This window comes from Hydrocarboniphaga effusa AP103 (assembly GCF_000271305.1).
Lineage (GTDB): Bacteria > Pseudomonadota > Gammaproteobacteria > Nevskiales > Nevskiaceae > Hydrocarboniphaga > Hydrocarboniphaga effusa.
In genome coordinates, this window is the sequence record NZ_AKGD01000001.1 from 495,719 (window position 1) to 512,392 (window position 16,674).

General features: G+C 65.7%; 15 protein-coding genes. 2 read left to right on the forward strand and 13 right to left on the reverse strand.

Features of this window, described 5'->3' with window-relative positions; all coding sequences use genetic code 11:
* Positions 1 to 8: 8 nt before the first annotated feature.
* From WQQ_RS22790 to WQQ_RS02250, 7 genes are all read right to left on the reverse strand, one after another.
* Positions 9 to 947 carry a RodZ domain-containing protein gene (locus WQQ_RS22790; protein ID WP_007183420.1) on the reverse strand — a complete coding sequence of 313 codons (939 nt, stop codon included), beginning with the start codon at positions 945 to 947 and terminating at the stop codon, positions 9 to 11.
* Complete coding sequence (gene pilW, locus WQQ_RS02225) at positions 944 to 1,726, reverse strand: type IV pilus biogenesis/stability protein PilW (RefSeq protein WP_007183421.1); 783 nt, start codon at positions 1,724 to 1,726, stop codon at positions 944 to 946. Before pilW ends, WQQ_RS22790 begins: the two co-directional genes overlap by 4 nt.
* Positions 1,723 to 3,048 (reverse strand): dual-specificity RNA methyltransferase RlmN, encoded by a 1,326-nt coding sequence (gene rlmN, locus WQQ_RS02230; protein WP_007183422.1) that lies wholly within the window; start codon positions 3,046 to 3,048, stop codon positions 1,723 to 1,725. The genes pilW and rlmN overlap by 4 nt, the downstream gene beginning before the upstream one ends.
* A 22-nt stretch (positions 3,049 to 3,070) precedes the next feature.
* Positions 3,071 to 3,502, reverse strand: a complete 432-nt coding sequence (gene ndk / locus WQQ_RS02235) for a nucleoside-diphosphate kinase (RefSeq protein ID WP_007183423.1) — start codon at positions 3,500 to 3,502, stop codon at positions 3,071 to 3,073.
* A gap of 135 nt (positions 3,503 to 3,637) precedes the next feature.
* The gene (lgt, locus tag WQQ_RS02240; RefSeq protein WP_007183424.1) at positions 3,638 to 4,432 is read right to left on the reverse strand and encodes a prolipoprotein diacylglyceryl transferase; all 795 of its coding nucleotides are present in this window, start codon (positions 4,430 to 4,432) and stop codon (positions 3,638 to 3,640) included.
* 24 nt (positions 4,433 to 4,456) lie between these two features.
* On the reverse strand, positions 4,457 to 5,629 hold the full coding sequence (locus tag WQQ_RS02245; protein ID WP_007183425.1) for a class I SAM-dependent rRNA methyltransferase: 1,173 nt from the start codon (positions 5,627 to 5,629) through the stop codon (positions 4,457 to 4,459).
* Between the two features lie 265 nt (positions 5,630 to 5,894).
* Complete coding sequence (locus WQQ_RS02250) at positions 5,895 to 6,665, reverse strand: SDR family NAD(P)-dependent oxidoreductase (protein ID WP_007183426.1); 771 nt, start codon at positions 6,663 to 6,665, stop codon at positions 5,895 to 5,897.
* Positions 6,666 to 6,804: 139 nt separating this feature from the next.
* On the opposite strand from WQQ_RS02250, the gene WQQ_RS02255 reads away from it, so the two are divergent.
* Positions 6,805 to 7,716 (forward strand): LysR family transcriptional regulator, encoded by a 912-nt coding sequence (locus tag WQQ_RS02255; RefSeq protein ID WP_007183427.1) that lies wholly within the window; start codon positions 6,805 to 6,807, stop codon positions 7,714 to 7,716.
* 69 nt (positions 7,717 to 7,785) lie between these two features.
* On the opposite strand, the gene WQQ_RS02260 is transcribed toward WQQ_RS02255, so the two are convergent.
* The 3 genes from WQQ_RS02260 to WQQ_RS02270 are packed head-to-tail and all read right to left on the reverse strand — an operon-like array spanning position 7,786 to position 13,675.
* Entirely contained in the window at positions 7,786 to 9,288 is a 1,503-nt protein-coding gene (locus WQQ_RS02260) for an efflux transporter outer membrane subunit (protein WP_272942415.1), read from the reverse strand.
* Between the two features lies 1 nt (position 9,289).
* Entirely contained in the window at positions 9,290 to 12,442 is a 3,153-nt protein-coding gene (locus tag WQQ_RS02265; RefSeq protein WP_007183429.1) for an efflux RND transporter permease subunit, read from the reverse strand.
* Between the two features lie 9 nt (positions 12,443 to 12,451).
* Positions 12,452 to 13,675 carry an efflux RND transporter periplasmic adaptor subunit gene (locus WQQ_RS02270; protein WP_007183430.1) on the reverse strand — a complete coding sequence of 408 codons (1,224 nt, stop codon included), beginning with the start codon at positions 13,673 to 13,675 and terminating at the stop codon, positions 12,452 to 12,454.
* Between the two features lie 116 nt (positions 13,676 to 13,791).
* On the opposite strand from WQQ_RS02270, the gene WQQ_RS22795 reads away from it, so the two are divergent.
* Entirely contained in the window at positions 13,792 to 14,514 is a 723-nt protein-coding gene (locus WQQ_RS22795; RefSeq protein ID WP_157534474.1) for a TetR/AcrR family transcriptional regulator, read from the forward strand.
* Here WQQ_RS22795 and WQQ_RS02280 read toward each other — a convergent pair.
* The 3 genes from WQQ_RS02280 to WQQ_RS02290 all read right to left on the reverse strand — a co-directional run bounded on the left by WQQ_RS02280 (position 14,499) and on the right by WQQ_RS02290 (position 16,673).
* Entirely contained in the window at positions 14,499 to 15,431 is a 933-nt protein-coding gene (locus tag WQQ_RS02280; protein WP_040452841.1) for a carbohydrate kinase family protein, read from the reverse strand. The genes WQQ_RS22795 and WQQ_RS02280 overlap by 16 nt on opposite strands.
* Before the next feature lie 191 nt (positions 15,432 to 15,622).
* The gene (locus tag WQQ_RS02285; protein WP_007183433.1) at positions 15,623 to 16,303 is read right to left on the reverse strand and encodes a DUF799 domain-containing protein; all 681 of its coding nucleotides are present in this window, start codon (positions 16,301 to 16,303) and stop codon (positions 15,623 to 15,625) included.
* Positions 16,304 to 16,307: 4 nt separating this feature from the next.
* On the reverse strand, positions 16,308 to 16,673 hold the full coding sequence (locus tag WQQ_RS02290; RefSeq protein WP_007183434.1) for a DUF4810 domain-containing protein: 366 nt from the start codon (positions 16,671 to 16,673) through the stop codon (positions 16,308 to 16,310).
* Between the last annotated feature and the right edge of the window lies 1 nt (position 16,674).

Consider the following 16,674-nt stretch of genomic DNA (forward strand, 5'->3'; position numbering starts at 1 on the left):
TGGCGCGATCAGCGCGCCAGCGGCACCGTGAAGCGCGCGGTGGCGGTATCGCGGATCAGCGCCTTGAAGTCGACCGGCTTGCCCTGGAACTCGGCCTCGACCCCCGGCGCGTTGCCGAGGAAAACCGAATACGGGGGCGTGCCGTCGAGCACCTGGCGCTCGCCACCCTGCACGACGCGGTTCAGCAGCACCTTGCCGTTGGCGTCCTCGATGCGCGCCCAGGAAATCGACACGAAATTGAGCTTGAGCGCGCTGTCGCTCGCGGTGGCGGTTTCGCCGGTCGTCGCGGCGGTCTGCGGACTCGCGGCCGGAGCGCTCGGCGCCGGAGCCGCCGGACTCGTCGTCGCAGCGCTGGCCGTGATCGGGGCATCGGCGGGCGCGACGTTGACGTCGCCCGCCGCGGCCGGCGCGCCGGTGTCGTTGACACCCTGCGGGCTGTTGGCCGGCACGGACGCGGGCGCGTCGGCGCCGGGAGCGGTGCTTTCGGGCAGCGGCACGATCGACTGCTGCGAGCTCTGCTGCTTCTCGCGCAGATACCAGATGGCGGTGCCGGCGATGGCAACGATGAGGATGATGCCGAGCAGGCCGCGCCAACTGCGTCCGCCGCCCATGTCGGCACCGGTGCCGAGGCGCAGCTTGGCCGGAGCTTGTGGCGACTTCGGCGTGACCCGCGCCGCGTAGGCCAGCAACAGCTGCTGCTCGGGAAGGTTCAGCACCTTGGCGCATTTGCGGTAGTAGCCGCGTACGTAGACCGGCTCGAGCAGCGAGCCGTAGTCGTCGCGTTCGAGCGCATCGAGCGTGGTGCGCGCGAGCTTGGTCTGCGCCGCCAGCTCGTCGAGCGTCAGGCCGAGGGCTTCGCGCGCCCTGCGAATGGCCACGCCTGGGCTATCGCCGGCGGAAGCGGGGGCGGCCGGGGCCGGGATGAAATCGGAATTCTCAGCGTTCATGGGGAAGGAATCGGCGGCAAATGACCGCTTTCGACGGATTCGGGGAACTCTTGCCTGAGACGTTGCTGGTAAGCCCGGGCCGAGGCGAGGTCGCCCAGCGCGGTCTCGGTCAGCGCACCGATCTGCAGCGTTTCAGGCGTGGGCTTGCCCACCATCTGATAGCGCTGCAGGAAGGCGCGTGCGCGAAGGTAATCCTTTTTCTGGTAGGACAGCCATGCCATTTGCGACAGAGCGTCGCCGAATTGCGGGCTGATCTTGAGCGCCTCGCGGAAATAGTGCTCGGCCTTGTCGAGGTCGGGCAGCTTGCGCGCGCAGACGCCGGCGTTGGTCAGCGCCACTTCGGGCGTGCGATAGCGCTTGTCGTCGATCGCGAGCTTGAGCTGCTGCTCGCCCTCGGCCGCGCGACCGTGCCCGCACAGGAACACGCCGAAGTTGTTGCGCACGTCCGGATCGTCGGACTTCAGTTCGATGGCCCTGCGATAGTGCTTCTCGGCGAGCTTGTCCTCGCCGAGCCGGGCGTAGACGAAGGCGATCGACGAATGGGCGAGCGGCGAACGGCCGTCCTGGTCGACCGCCCGCTTGAGCTTTTCGAGCGCGAGCTCGTACTGGCCCTGGCGCGCGTAGTCGACACCGAGCTGGGTGTTGAGACGTGCAGCCTCGGCCAGATCGGGCTTGGTATCGGTGTTGTTGCTCTCGCGCTCAATGCTCGTCGCGCACGCGCTCAATGCAGCGGCCAGGCCGAGCAGAACGAGCAGGCGGCGCGAGAGAAGAAAGCTCATCGGCCGCCGGGCGGCACCGCGGCTTCGACGCGCACGCCGACATCGCGCAGGCGCTGCTTCTGCTTGGATTGCACGCGACCGACGAGCTGGCCACAGGCCGCATCGATGTCGTCTCCGCGCGTGCGGCGCGTCGTCGTCATGATGTGCTTCTCGCGCAGGATGTCGGCGAAGCGCTTGATCGCTTCCGGCTTGCTGCGCTTGTACTGCGCTTCCGGAAACGGATTGAACGGAATCAGGTTGACCTTGGCCGGCATGCCCGCGAGCAGCTTGGCGAGCTGGCGGGCGTGCTCGGGCGCATCGTTGACACCGTCGAGCATCACGTACTCGTAGACGATGTGCATCTTGCGTTCCTTGCCCGCCGTGTAGCGGCGGCAAGCGGCCATCAGTTCGGCGATCGGGTACTTGCGATTGATCGGCACGAGCCGGTTGCGCAGTTCGTCGTTCGGCGCATGCAGCGACACCGCGAGCGCGGTATCGCAATCGGCACGCAGGCGATCCATGAACGGCACCAGGCCCGAGGTCGAAACGGTGACGCGGCGCTTGGAAAGGCCGAAACCGAAGTCGTCCTGCAGGATGCCGATGGCCGGCATCACCTGGCCGTAGTTGGCCAGCGGCTCGCCCATGCCCATGAAGACCACGTTGCTGATCACGCGCTCGTTCTGGAAATCGCCGCCGAGCGTCTTCGCCGCGAACCAGACCTGGGCGATGACTTCGGCCGTCGTCAGGTTGCGGTTGAGGCCCTGCTGGGCGGTGCTGCAGAACGAGCAGTCCATCGCGCAGCCGACCTGAGAGCTGATGCAAAGCGTGCCGCGGTAACGCTTGTCGGACTTGTCCGAAACTGCGCTGCGCGTCGTGCCCGATTCTGCGGCAGACGAAGCGTCGGACTCGTCCGATACGCTGGGCTTGAAACGCTGCGGGGCAACACGTTCGAGGCGCGACTCGAAGTCGCCCTCGGGAATGAATACGGTTTCGATGGCGTTGCCGCCGTCGAGTTTGAGCACCCACTTGCGGGTGCCGTCCTGCGAAAGCTGTTCGGCGAGCAGTTCCGGATGGCGGATCTCGAAGCGCTCCTGCATGCGCGTGCGCAGATCCTTGGAAACGTTGCTCATCGCGTCGAAGCTGTCGACGCCACGCCGGTAGATCCACTGCATGATCTGGTCGGCGCGATAGGGCTTCTCGCCCATGTCGGCGAAGACCGCGCGCAGTTGCTCGCGGTCCAGGCCGAACAGGTTGATGCGGCCCGAGGCAGCCGAGCGGCGCGACGAACGCAGCGCTTGCGCCGCATCCTCCGTTGTCACCGCTTGGACGACCTCGTCCTTCATCTCGCTACTGTCCGAATTCGCTTCAGCGCGTACGCGGGGCGAGTTCGATGGTGCGGAAGAAGTAGGCGATTTCCACCGCCGCGTTCTCGGCGCTGTCCGAACCGTGGACGGCGTTTTCGTCGATCGAATCGGCGAAGTCGGCGCGGATGGTGCCCGGAGCGGCGTTCTTCGGGTTGGTGGCGCCCATGATGTCGCGGTGCTTGGCGATGGCGTCTTCGCCTTCGAGCACCTGGATCACGACCGGGCCGCTGGTCATGAACGAAACCAGATCCTTGAAGAACGGACGCGCGCTGTGCACGGCGTAGAAACCGCCCGCTTCCTTCTCGGTGAGGTGGGTCATGCGCGAAGCGACGATCTTGAGGCCAGCCTGCTCGAAGCGGCTGTAGATCTGGCCGATCACGTTCTTGGCCACGGCGTCCGGCTTGATGATGGAAAGGGTGCGTTCGACCGCCATCGGAATATCCTGTTGAAATAGCTGAAAAAATGAGAAAAGCGAGATCGTTTCGATCGCGCGACTGCGAAAAGCCCTAAATTTTAGCCGGAGCGGGTCTGCACCGGCAATTTATGGGCCGAAAGGGCGCTTTGGGGTTCAAGCTGCGTGCAACGTCCGCCGATAAGCGAGCGCGAGCAGGCCCAGGCCGGCCAGCAGCATCGGAATGCACAGCAGCTGCCCCATCGTCAGCCAGCCGAAAGCCAGATAGCCGATGTGCGCGTCAGGCAGGCGAATGAACTCCACGGCCCAGCGGAACGAGCCGTAAAGCGTCAGGAACAAGCCCGACACCGCCATCGGCGGGCGCGGCTTGCGCGAAAACCACAGCAACACGGCGAGCATGACCAGGCCTTCGAGAAAGGCCTCGTAGAGCATCGACGGATGCCGCGGCAACCGGTCCGGGTCGGTCGGGAACACCATCGCCCAGGGCAGCGAGGTCGGCGAACCCCAGAGCTCGGCATTGATGAAGTTGCCGATGCGCCCGGTGAACAGGCCCACCGGAATCACCGGCGCGATGAAATCCGCCACGTAGAAGAACGTGAGCTTGCGTGAGCGCGCATAGAGCCAGAACGCCACCAGCACGCCGATCAGCCCGCCGTGGAAGGACATGCCGCCTTCCCAGATGCGGAAGATCACCAGCGGGTTGGCGACGAAGTTCGGCAGGTTGTAGAAGAACGTGTAGCCGAGCCGGCCGCCGAGGATCACCCCAAGCACGATGTAGAACAAAAGGTCCGACAGCGCCTGCGAGGAGAACGGCGTGAAATCACGCCGGCCGCGGCGCAGGGCCAGATACCAGCCGCCCCAGAAGCCGAGCAGGTACATGAGCCCGTACCAGTGCACTTTCACCGGACCGAGCGAGACGGCGACGGGATCGAAGTTCGGGTACTGGATCATGGGCGTCGTTGTCAGGCCGCCGGCTCAGGCCAGGCGGCAGTAGAAGGCCTTCAAATAGCGCGTCTCGACGATGGCCGGATGCACCGGATGATCCGGCGACTGCCCGCCCTGCTCGAGGATTTGCAGCCTGCGTCCGACCGTGCGCGATTCGCGCAGCAGGATGCGCTGCAATTCTGCAGCCTCCATGTGAAACGAGCACGAACACGAGATCAGGATGCCGTCCGGCGCGAGCAGGTGCATGGCCTGGCGGTTCAGTGCGGCGTAGTGCTCGGTACCGGCATCGGTATCGCGCTTGCGCTTGATCAGCGCGGGCGGATCGACGACCACGACGTCGAACTGGCGGCCTTCGCCGCGCAGCGTCTTGAGCACGTCGAGCGCATCGCCCTGGCGGGTCTCGAGCGCGATGCCGTTGAGCTTGGCGTTCTCGGCCGCGACTTCCAGCGCGAGCTTGCTGCTGTCGACGCAGGTCACTTCGCTGGCGCCGAACTTGGCCGCACGCACCGCCCAGCCACCGACGTAGCTGAACACGTCGAGCACGCGAGCGCCTTTGACGTACGGCGCGAGGCGATCGCGGTTGGCATGCTGATCGTAGAACCAGCCGGTTTTCTGGCCGCCGCGCACCGGCGCCTTGAACGGCACGCCGGATTCGAGCAGATCGACCGTCTCGGGCACCTCGCCGATGATCTCTTCATAGAGCGACAGGCCTTCGAGTTCGCGCGCCGAAGTGTCGTTGCGCAACAGGATGCCGCGCGGCTTGAGCAGGCGCTGCAGCGCCTCGATCACGATGGCCTTGAGATTCTCCATGCCGGCCGTGGTCAGCTGCACCACGAGCACGTCGCCGTAGCGATCGACGACCAGGCCCGGCAGTCCGTCGCTGTCACCGAAGGCGAGACGGTAGTACGGCGTGGGATAGAGCTTCTCGCGCAGGGCGAGCGCCGATTGCAGGCGGCGCAGCATCCAGTCGGCGTCGATCACCGCATCGGCCTTGCCGGTGAGCAGGCGACCGCAGAGCAGCGCGGTGGGGTTCACGTAACCGACGCCGAGCGGCTTGTCGCGCGAATCGACGAACTTGCAGAGCGTGCCCGGGGCGACGCCCTTGGCGGCTGTCGTCGCGGTATCGATTTCGTTGGAATAGACCCAGAGATGGCCCGCACGCAGGCGGCGGTCTTCGCGGGTTTTGAGTTTGAGCGTGAGCACAGGCGGGCCACAGCGGTCGCAGGGCGCGGCACTCTAGCACGCGGACGGGAGACGGGAGACGGGAGACGGGAGACGGGAGACGGGAGACGGGAGACGGGAGACGGGAGACGGGAGACGGGAGACGGGAGACGGGAGACGGGAGACGGGAGACGGGAGACGGGAGACGGGAGACGGGAGACGGGAGACGGGAGAGTTCTTCCCGATGTCCCACGCAAGCGATTTCGCTGCAGCTACCGCGCTTCTACGTCTCCCGTCTCCCGGCCTCTCAGATCAGCGTGCCGCCCGAAGCCTCGATGCGCTGGGCATTGATCCAGGCGGTGCCCGGCGACAGCAGCGCCGCGATCACGCCGCCGATGTCGTCCGGCAGGCCGACGCGGCCGAGGGCGGTCTGCGAGGCGATCGCAGCGTTGAGCTGGGCGTTGTCGCGCACCGCGCCGCCGCCGAAGTCGGTCTCGATGGCGCCCGGAGCCAGCGTGTTGACGCTGATGCCGCGCGCACCGAGCTCCTTGGCCATGTAGCGCGTGAGCACTTCGACGCCGCCCTTCATCGTCGCGTAGGCCGCGTAGCCCGGCAGCGAGAAGCGCGCGAGGCCGCTCGAGACGTTGAGGATGCGACCGCCGTCGGCGATCAGCGGCAGCAGCTTCTGGGTCAGGAAGAACGGACCTTTCAGATGGGCGTTCATGAGCTCGTCGAACTGCGCCTCGGTGGTTTCGGCAAACGAGGCGTGAATGCCCATGCCAGCGTTGTTGAGCAGGTAGTCGAAGCTTGCGCGCTGCCAGGTCTTGTCGAGCTCGGCACGCAGGGCTTCAGCGAAAGCGCCGAAGCTGGCCGCCACGCCGACGTCGAGCGGCAGGGCCACCGCGCGGCGGCCGAGCTTGGCGATCTCGGCGATCACGGCCTCGGCCTCGGCGCGCTGGCTGCGGTAGGTCAGCACGATGTCGGTGCCGGCTTCGGCGAGCTTGATCGCGGCATTGCGGCCGAGGCCGCGGCTGCCGCCGGTGATCAGGGCGATGCGGGTGGTGGTTTTGGTGCTCATCGGAATCTCCTGTGCGGGTGAGAACTGAGGGTGGGCACAGCTTATTGATCCGTTACGCGCCAATAAATTAGCCAATATTGTCCTCAGTGTTATTCTGATCTGGACAATGAGTCCCGACTTCACGCCTCCCGGAGCCTCGATGAACCGCCTCGACGCCATGCAGCTGTTCGTCCGCGTCGCCGAGCTCGCGAGCTTCACGCGAGCGGCCGACAGCCTGAACCTGCCCAAGGCCAGCGCCTCGCTGGCCGTGCAGCAGCTCGAAACCGAGCTCGGGGCGCGCTTGCTCAATCGCACCACCCGACGCGTGCAGATGACGCCCGACGGCCGGAGCTTCTACGAGCGCTGCAAGGACCTGCTCGCCGACATGGACGAGCTGCAGAGCATGTTCCAGCAGACGCCGCAGGCCCTGCGTGGACGCCTGCGCGTCGACATGCCCGGCGGGGCGGCGCGCGAGCTCGTCATCCCTCGCCTGCCGGAATTCCTGCGCGAGCATCCGCAGATCGAAGTCGAGCTGAGCTGCACCGACCGGCGCGTCGATCTCGTGCGCGAAGGCTTCGACTGCGTGATGCGCATCGGCACGCTGCAGGACTCGAGCCTGATCGCGCGGCCACTCGGCTCGCTGCGCATCATCAACTGCGTGAGCCCGAGCTACATCGCCGAATTCGGCGAGCCGCGCACGCTCGAAGACCTGCCGAATCACCGGCTCGTCGATTACGTTTCCACGCTCGGCGCCAAGTCCGGCGGTTTCGAATATTTCGACGGCGAGCAATGCCATTTCATCGACATGCCGGCGACGCTGACCGTCAGCAACACCGACGCGTACGAAGCCTGCTGCCTCGCGGGCCTCGGCATCATCCAGCTGCCGGTGCTCGGCAGCGAGAAAATGCTCGCCAACGGTCGCCTGATCGAAGTGCTCCAGGATTTTCCGGCCGAACCGATGCCGGTCTCGCTGTTGTACGCGCACCGCCGGCACCTGCCGCAGCGCGTGAAGGTGTTCATGGACTGGATCGAGTCGCTCATGCGTCCGCATGTCGATCCGCCGAAGCACTGAGCGGCGCAGCGCACAACAAAAAGCCCGTGGTCCTTGCGGGCCACGGGCTGCTTTCACATCGATGCGACTCTAGTTCTGCGCTTCGGCCGTCCGCGCCTGCGTCGACTGGCTCCAGCCGCCGCCGAGCACCTTGTACAGCGTCGCGAGGTTTTGCAGGCGCGCGAGCTTGAGCGTTTCGAGCGACTGCTGCGCGGTGTATTGCGAGCGCTGCGAATCGAGCACCGTGAGGTAGCTGTCGACGCCGCGCTCGTAGCGCAGATTGGCGAGCTTGAAGCTCTCGTTCGCCGCGTCGGCCAGGCCCTGCTGGGCCTTGAGCTCCTCGTCGTAGGTCGAGCGCGCGGCGAGCGCGTCGGCCACCTCGCGGAACGCGGTCTGGATCGCAGCTTCGTAGCGCGCGACGTTGATGTCCTTCTGCACGTGCGCGAGATCGAGGTTGGCTCTGTTGGCGCCGGCCGCGAAGATCGGGATGCGAATGCTCGGCGAAAAGCTCCAGGACTCGGTTCCACTGTCGAATAGGCCGTCGAGATCGGGGCTGGTGGAGCCGTAGCTGCCGGTCAGCGTGATGCTCGGGAAGAACGCTGCGCGCGCCGCGCCGATGTTGGCGTTCGCCGCGATCAGGCTGTGCTCGGCCGCGAGAATATCCGGGCGTCGCACGAGCAGCTCCGACGGCAGGCCCGGCGCGAGCTGCACGGCCAGGCGCTGCTCGTCGAGGCCGCTGCCGGCGGACAGGTTCTCGGGCAGGCTCGGCACGCCGAGCAGTTGCGCGAGCGCATTGCGATCCTGCTTCACCTGGCGCTCGTAGCGGGCCAGGTTGGCCTGTGCGGTGTAGACCGAGGTCTCCACCTGGCGCAAGGTCAGCGCATCGGCCACGCCGACGTTCACGCGCTGCTGCGTGAGCGTGAGCGTCGACTGTTGGCTTTCGAAGGTCGAGCGCGTGACCGCGAGCAGGCGCTCGTCGGCGAGCAGCGCGAAGTACGAGCTCGCCACCTGCGCGATCAGGCTGATCTGCGTGCTGCGGCGGGCTTCTTCGAGCGACAGATAGTCGGCCAGCCGCGCCTTGTTGAGGCTGCGGATGCGGCCGAACAGATCGAGCTCGTATGAGGTCACGCCGATGCCCGCGCTGTAGGCGCGGATGATGATCGAATCGGCGCCACCGCCACCGCCACCGCCGCCGCCCGCCGCCGAGCCGAAGCCGAGGGCCGACGTCGGCGTCTTCTGCACGCTGCCGCTGCCGGTCGCGTTGAGCGTCGGCAACAGCTCGGCGCGCTGGATGCGGTACTGCGCGCGCGCGGCCTCGACGTTGAGCGCGGCTTCGCGCAGGTCAAGATTGTTGCGCAGCGCCGTGTCGATCAGGCCTTGCAGCGTCGGATCGGTGAAGAACTCGCGCCAGCCGACCGCGCTGGCCGGCACCGCGCCGGTCGCATCGGCGACCGACACGGCGTCGTACTGCGCGGCGATCGGTGCCGCCGGCTGTTCGTAACGCGGGGCGAGCGTACAGCCCGCCAGCAGCATCGCGCCGATCGCCGCGGCGAAGGCGTGGAGCCTGGAAGGCCTGTGCATGGAATCACTCATCTCAGTGCTCTCCCGCCGTGTTGCCCGCACCGGCGTGCTCGCGCTCGCTCGGCCGCTTGGCCCGGGTCAGCTTCATCACGCCGACGAAGAACACCGGCACGAAGAAGATGGCGAGCACGGTTCCAGCGACCACGCCGCCGAGCACGCCGGTGCCGATCGCCACGCGGCCGCCGGCGCCTGCGCCGGTGGCCAGCGCGAGCGGCATCACGCCGAGGCCGAAGGCCAGCGAAGTCATCAGGATCGGACGCAGGCGCTGATGCGCCGCATGCACGGTGGCCTTGACCAGGTCCTCGCCCTTCTCGAAGTTTTCCTTGGCGAACTCGACGATCAGGATCGCGTTCTTGGCCGACAGGCCGACGGTGGTCAGCAGGCCCACCTGGAAGAACACGTCGTTCGACAAGCCGCGCAGCAAGGTCGCCACCACCGCGCCGAGCACGCCGAGCGGTACCACCAGCATCACTGCCGCCGGAATCGACCAGCTCTCGTACAGCGCGGCAAGGCACAGGAACACCACGATCAGCGAGACCGCGTAGAGCGCCGGAGCCTGCGATCCCGACAGGCGCTCTTCGTATGACAGGCCCGTCCATTCGAAGCCGAAGCCCGGCGGCAGCTTCTGCATCAGGGCTTCCATCGCGGCCATCGCATCGCCGGTCGAATAACCCGGCTTGGCCTGGCCGAGAAATTCGACCGACGGCGTGCCGTTGTAGCGATCGAGCTGCTGCGGACCGTAGACCCAATGGCCGGTCGCGAACGCCGAGAACGGCACCATCTCGCCGCTCGCGTTGCGCACGAACCACTTGCCGAGATCCTCGGGCAGCATGCGGGTGTGCGCATCACCCTGCATGAAGACGCGCTTGACGCGGCCGCGATCGATGAAGTCGTTGACGTAGCTCGAACCCCAGCCCGCCGACAGCGTGCTGTTGATGTCCGCGATCGTCAGCCCGAGCGCGCTCGCGCGCTCGCGATCGACCTCGAGCTTGTACTGCGGCTCGTCGTTCGGGTTGTTGGGACGCACGCCCATCAGGATCGGATCCTGCGCGGCGAGTTGCAGCAGCTGGATGCGCGCCTGCGCGAGCTTCTCGTGGCCTTGATTGGCCTGGTCGAGCAGCTGGAAATCGAAGCCGGTGGCGTTTCCGAGCTCGTTGATCGCCGGAGGAACGAAGGCGAAAGCCTGGGCATCCGGCACCGCCTTGGAGAAGTGCGCCATCGCGCGGGCGGCGATCGCGGCCACGCTCTGCGAATTGCCCTTGCGCACGGACCAGTCCTTGAGCCGCACGAAGGCCATGCCCGAAGCCTGTCCCCGGCCGGCGAAGCTGAAGCCCGCCACCGTGAACACGCCTTGCACCGCATCGGCTTCGTGCTCGAGAAAGTACTCGCGCACCTGCGTCAGCGAAGTCTCGGTACGCGCCAGCGTCGCGCCCGGAGGCGAAACCACCAGCGCGAACATCAGCCCCTGGTCTTCGTCGGGCAGGAACGAGGTGTTGATCCGCGTGAACAGGAACACCAGGCCGCCGACGATGACGATGTAGATGAGCATGAAGCGGCCGGTGCGGCCGACCATGGACGTCACCGTGTTCATGTAGCGGTTGTTGCCGCGATCGAACCACTTGTTGAACCAGGTGAAGAACCGGTTCTTCTCGCGATGCTCGCCGTTGGACGACTTGAGCAAGGTTGCGCACAAGGCCGGCGTGAACACGATTGCGGTAATCACCGACAGGATCATCGCCGAAGCCACGGTGATCGCGAACTGGCGATAGATGACACCGGTCGATCCACCGAAGAAGGCCATCGGCAGGAACACCGCCGACAGCACCATCGCAATGCCGACGAGCGCGCCGGTGATCTGCCGCATCGAGCGTTTGGTGGCCTCCTTGGCCGACAGATGCTCCTCGTGCATCACGCGCTCGACGTTCTCGACGACGACGATGGCGTCGTCGACGAGCAGGCCGATGGCGAGCACCATGCCGAACATCGTCAGCGTGTTGATCGAAAAGCCCGCCGCCATGAGGATGGCGAAGGTTCCGAGCAGCACCACCGGCACCGCCAGCGTCGGGATCAGCGTGGCCCGGAAGTTCTGCAGGAACAGATACATCACCAGGAACACCAGCAGCACCGCTTCGAACAGCGTCTGCACCACTTCTTCGATCGACAGCTTCACGAAGGGCGTGGAATCGTACGGATAGATGACTTCGAGCCCTTCGGGGAACAGCGGCTTGAGCCGGTCCATCGTCGCGCGCACGGCGGCCACGGTGTCGAGCGCATTGGCACCCGAGGCGAGCCGGATCGCCAAGCCCGTGGCGGGCTTGCCGTTGTACTTGGCGTTGAGGGCCATGCTTTCGCCGTCGAGCTCGACGCGAGCGACATCCCGCAAACGCACTTGCGAGCCGTCGGCGTTGACCCTGAGCAGCACCGCGCCGAACTCTTCGGGCGTCTGCAGGCGCGTCGGGCCGATCACGGTCGCGTTGAGCTGCTGCTCGAGAACCGACGGCAGGCCGCCAATTTCACCCGAGGCCAGCTGCACGTTCTGCGAGCGGATCGCGGCTGCGACGTCGGACGGCACCATCGCATACTGATTGAGCTTGGCCGCATCGAGCCAGATGCGCATCGCGTACTGGCTGCCGAAGACCTGGTAGTCGCCGACACCAGGCGTGCGGCTGATCGGATCCTGCACGCGCGAGACGATGAAGTCCGCGATGTCGCGACCGGTCATGCTGCCGTCGCGCGAAACCAGGCCCACGACGACCAGGAAGTTGCGCGTGGCTTTGGCCACGCGAATACCTTGCTGCTGCACTTCCTGCGGCAACAACGGCGTCGCCAGGCTCAGCTTGTTCTGAACCTGCACCTGCGCGATGTCCGGATTGGTGCCCTGCTTGAAGGTCAGCGTGATCGTCGCGCTGCCGTCCTTGGCGCTCGAGGACGAGAAGTACATGAGCCCGTCGAGGCCGCTCATCTGCTGCTCGATCACCTGCACCACCGTGCTCTGCACGGTTTCGGCCGAAGCGCCCGGGTACTGGGCCGTGAGTGAAACCGCCGGAGGCGCGATGGCGGGATATTGGGCAACCGGCATTTTGTAGATCGCGAAGCCGCCGGCCATCATCGTCACCAGGGCAAGAACCCAGGCGAAGATCGGGCGATCAATGAAGAAACTGGCCATGATCGCGCCTTAGTGCTTGTCGGACTTGGAAGCGCCGGCGCCCTGCGCGGGCACCTTGCCGGTCTGGGCTTCGGCACTCGATGCCGCCTTGAGCTGCTCACGCGTCATTTCGCGCGGCGTCGCCTTGGCTCCGGCGTGTGCGCTCTGCAAACCCTGCACGATCACGCGATCACCAGCGGCCAGGCCCTCACTGACGAGCCAATCGCCGCCAACCGCGCGATCGGTCTTGAGCTGGCGTTCGGCGATGGTGCCGTCGGCGCCGACCACGAGCGCGGTCGGCTCGCCCTTCTGGTTGCGCGTCACCGCCTGTTGTGGAACCAGCAGCGCCTGGGCCTGCTCACCCTGCTCGACCGTCGCGTGCACGAACATGCCCGGCAGCAGCAGCTTGTCCGGGTTCGGGAAGATGGCGCGCAAGGTCACCGAACCGGTGCCGGGCTCGACCGTGACTTCGGAGAACTGCAGCTTGCCGGCGGGGCCGTAATCGCTGCCGTCCTCGAGCTTGAGCCTGGTTTCGGCCGCGTTCTCGCCGGCGCGCTTGAGCTTGCCGCTGGCGAGCTGGCGACGCAGGTTCAGCAGCGTCACGCTCGGCTGCGTCGCGTCGACGTAGATCGGATCGAGCTGCTGGATGACCACCAGCGAGGCTTCCTGGTTCGCGGTGACGAGCGCGCCTTCGGTGACCAGCGTGCGGCCGGCCTGGCCGGCGATCGGCGACAGCACCTTGGTATAGGTCAGGTTGATCTGCGCGGTCTGCACCTGCGCCTTGGCGGACGCGACGTCGGCCTCGGCCGAACGCAGGCCGGCCACGGCGTTGTCGTATTCCTGCTTGCTCACCGCGTTGGTATCGACGAGCGGCTGGTAGCGATCGACCACCGACTTGTTCACGGCGGCGGTCGCCTCGGCACGCGCAAGCGCGGCCTGCGCACTCGCGAGCGCGGCCTGGAACGGCGCCGGATCGATCTGGTACAGCGGCTGGCCGGCCTTGACCTCACCGCCCTCCTGAAACAAGCGCTTGAGCACCACGCCGCTGACCTGCGGGCGCACTTCGGCCACGCGGTACGGCAGGGTGCGACCGGGCAGATCCAGCGTCAGGGTCAGCGGAGCGGCCTGCAAGGTCAGCGTTCCGACTTCCGGTGGTGGTGGCGGCGGCGGTGCTGCGCCTCCCCCACCCTCCTTCTTGCAACCCGCGAGTACAACGAGGGCGGCCGCGGTCAAAAGGAGAGCTTTCTTTTTCATCTTTTACGTTCCTTCGTAGAGGCGCTCGCGTCCGTCGAACGAGGCGCTGCGAGTCTGCACGCCTCATCGCTCCTCTAGTACACACCACTTCCGTCTTGATGACGGCTTTGATTAGAATGAACGCTCATTCTAGTCAGCGATCGCCGATCTCACAAGCCCAGGCGGGCGGGATTCGAGCGGTTGAGCGAGGAACGATGCGCCCCACCCGACCGAAGCGGTCAGCAGGCGACGCCCGGGACGGCGCCGCAGAAGGTAAGCCACGCCGCCAGCAGCTGGTCGACGCCGCCATTCGCTGCTTCGAAGAGAAAGGCTTCCATGGGGCCAGCATGGCGCAGATATCGGAAGCCGCCGGAATGAGCGTTGGCCACATCTACCATTACTTCCCGGCCAAGGAAGCGCTGATCGCCGCGATCGTCGAGACCAAGCTCGGCGAGTTCTTCATGAAAATGGCCGAGGCAGCACGCGACTCCAGCCTGCTCGAAGCGCTGACCGCCCATCACGAAGGCCCCGAGAACGAAGCCCGGCGCCGCGAGCGCGCCCTGTTCCTCGAAATACTCGCCGAAGGTGAGCGAAATCCGCAGATCGCCGAGCTCATGCGAAAAGCGAACGACAGCATGCTGGATCGCCAGCGCCAAATCGTGCGCGCCCTCGAACCGGCAGCCTCCAAGCTGCCGGAAGCCGAGCTCAATCGCAGGCTGGAGATGTTCAATGCCCTGCAGAAAGCCGTCCATCTGCTGCCACGGACGGCCGAGGGCTGCAGCACTTACGAACGCGTCGTCGAACCGATGATCCGCTCGCTATTGCAGTTCGACTCCGACTTTTTTCAGCCGAAGTCGTAGCGGAACTCTTCCCTGAAGCGCTCGGCGAAGCTCTCAGGCGTGAACCTGTGGTTCTGCGGGCCCAGGCGCTCGATCTTGATCGCGCCCATCAGCGAGGCGATGCGGCCGGTGGTATCCCAGTCCAGGCCCTTCGAAATACCGAACAGCAGGCCGCCGCGATAGGCGTCGCCGCAGCCGGTCGGATCGGCCAGCGATTCGGCCTTGGCGCAGGGAATCTCGTAGAGCTTCTTCCTGGTGAAGATCTCCGAGCCCTTGCCGCCGCGCGTGACGATCAACGCCTCCACGCGCTCGCCGATCTGCTTGAGCGACAGCCCGGTGCGCGACATCAGCACCTCGGCCTCGTAGTCGTTGACCGCGACATAGGTCGCCTGGTCGAGAAAGCCGCGCAGGTCGTCTCCGTTGAACATCGGCATGCCCTGGCCCGGATCGAAGATGAACGGGATGCCCGCTTCGGCGAACTGCTGCGCATGCTGCAGCATACCCTCGCGTCCGTTGGGCGACACCGTGCCGAGCTTGATGCCCTTGGCCGGGACGACCTGGCGATGCGCCTCGCTCATCGCGCCCGGATGGAAGGCGGTGATCTGGTTGTCGTCGAGATCGGTGGTGATGTAAGCCTGCGCGGTGTAGTGATCGTCGAGCCGCAGGATCTGGTCCTGGCGCACGCCGGTTGCGTCCATCCAGGACTTGTAGGCGTCGAAGTCCTTTCCGACCGTCCCCATCGGCAGCGCATCACCGCCGAGCAGGTGCAGGTTGTAGGCGATATTGCCTGCGCAGCCGCCGAACTCGCGACGCAACTGCGGCACCATGAACGACACGTTCAACACGTGAACCTTGTCGGGCAGGATTTCGTTCTTGAAGTAACCCGGAAACACCATGATGGTGTCGTACGCCATAGAACCACTGATCAGGACGCTCACTGCTTTCCTCTATTCGTTATCGGCCTCGTTGTCTGTCCAGAGCATACGCGGCGAGGCTTTTTCGTGCAGATTTTGTGGCTACGCGCGGCAAAGCGCGAGGGCGCCGGCGCGGCCTGCGGTTAGAGTGAGCGCCACCAGGCTGATGCCGGGATGCCACGCTGCGCACTCGCGGATGGGGTACCGAGCCGCGCTCATTCCTTCTGGTAGTTTGGCGAGCGCGGGCCGTAAAGCATTCCTGACGGACGACCGGCTGCCAGCAGACGACTGCTCGTGATGGCGGCGACGTTGTGGCTCGCATCGGTGGAACTCTCGACGATCTGGCTCACGATCGCCTCAACGAGCAGGCCGACGAGTCCTGCGTTGGAAGCACCCCGGCTTTCTGCGCTCGAAGCACTTGCATTGCCCTCCCAAAGCACATTGCCGCTGCGCAGATCGACGAGCTTGGCGTCGGCGGCAACCACACTCTCGCTGCTGATGAGCTTGTACGAAGTACCGTAGCGAGTCACATTGATGTAGAGCGCCGCGTCTGCACCGAATATCTGGTGCAGCTTGGCGACCGGCACGTTGCTCACGTCCGCCGGGTTGCTGAGCCCGTTCTGGCGGAAAGTCTCGTCGACGAGAGTCACCGGCAATACGTAGTAACCCGATTCGGCAAGCGGCATTGTCAGCTGCGAGAGCATGCTGTAGCTCGCCTCGACCGAGGTCGAGGCATTGACGGGCGGCAGGATCAGGATCGTCTGCGGGCGGCTCGCCCGGAATGCGGTGTAGTCGTAAGAAGCCTGGGTGGCACAACCAGTCAGCAGCAGCGCCGAAAGGCCGAGCAGTGCCGGGAGCGAAGCTTTCACACGCGAACTCATGCGAAGAAGCGGCATGGCTTTATCCCTTGCCCTGGGTGAAACGCGCCAGCAGAAAATCCATGTATGGCCTGGATTCCGGAAAAGCGGCTTCTTCAGTACGAAACGCTTGCTGCGCACGATCGGCTTGCCCTGACTTGAGATACAGCAGTCCCAGATGAGCGTTGAAGCCCGGCGGCAAGCGCTCACCCTTGGCCTGCGCTTTCTGCACGGTGGCTTCGAGCTCGACGAGCTGCTTGTCGATGGGCTCGCCGTCACCCTTGAAGTAGTTGTAGACCTGAGGCTGGTAGCTTCCCCAGTGATACAGCGGTTTGGGCTGCTGCACGCAGGCCGTCAGCGCAGCGGCGAGCGCCAGCGCGCCGACCGGCGTGGTTGAGACTGATTTCATG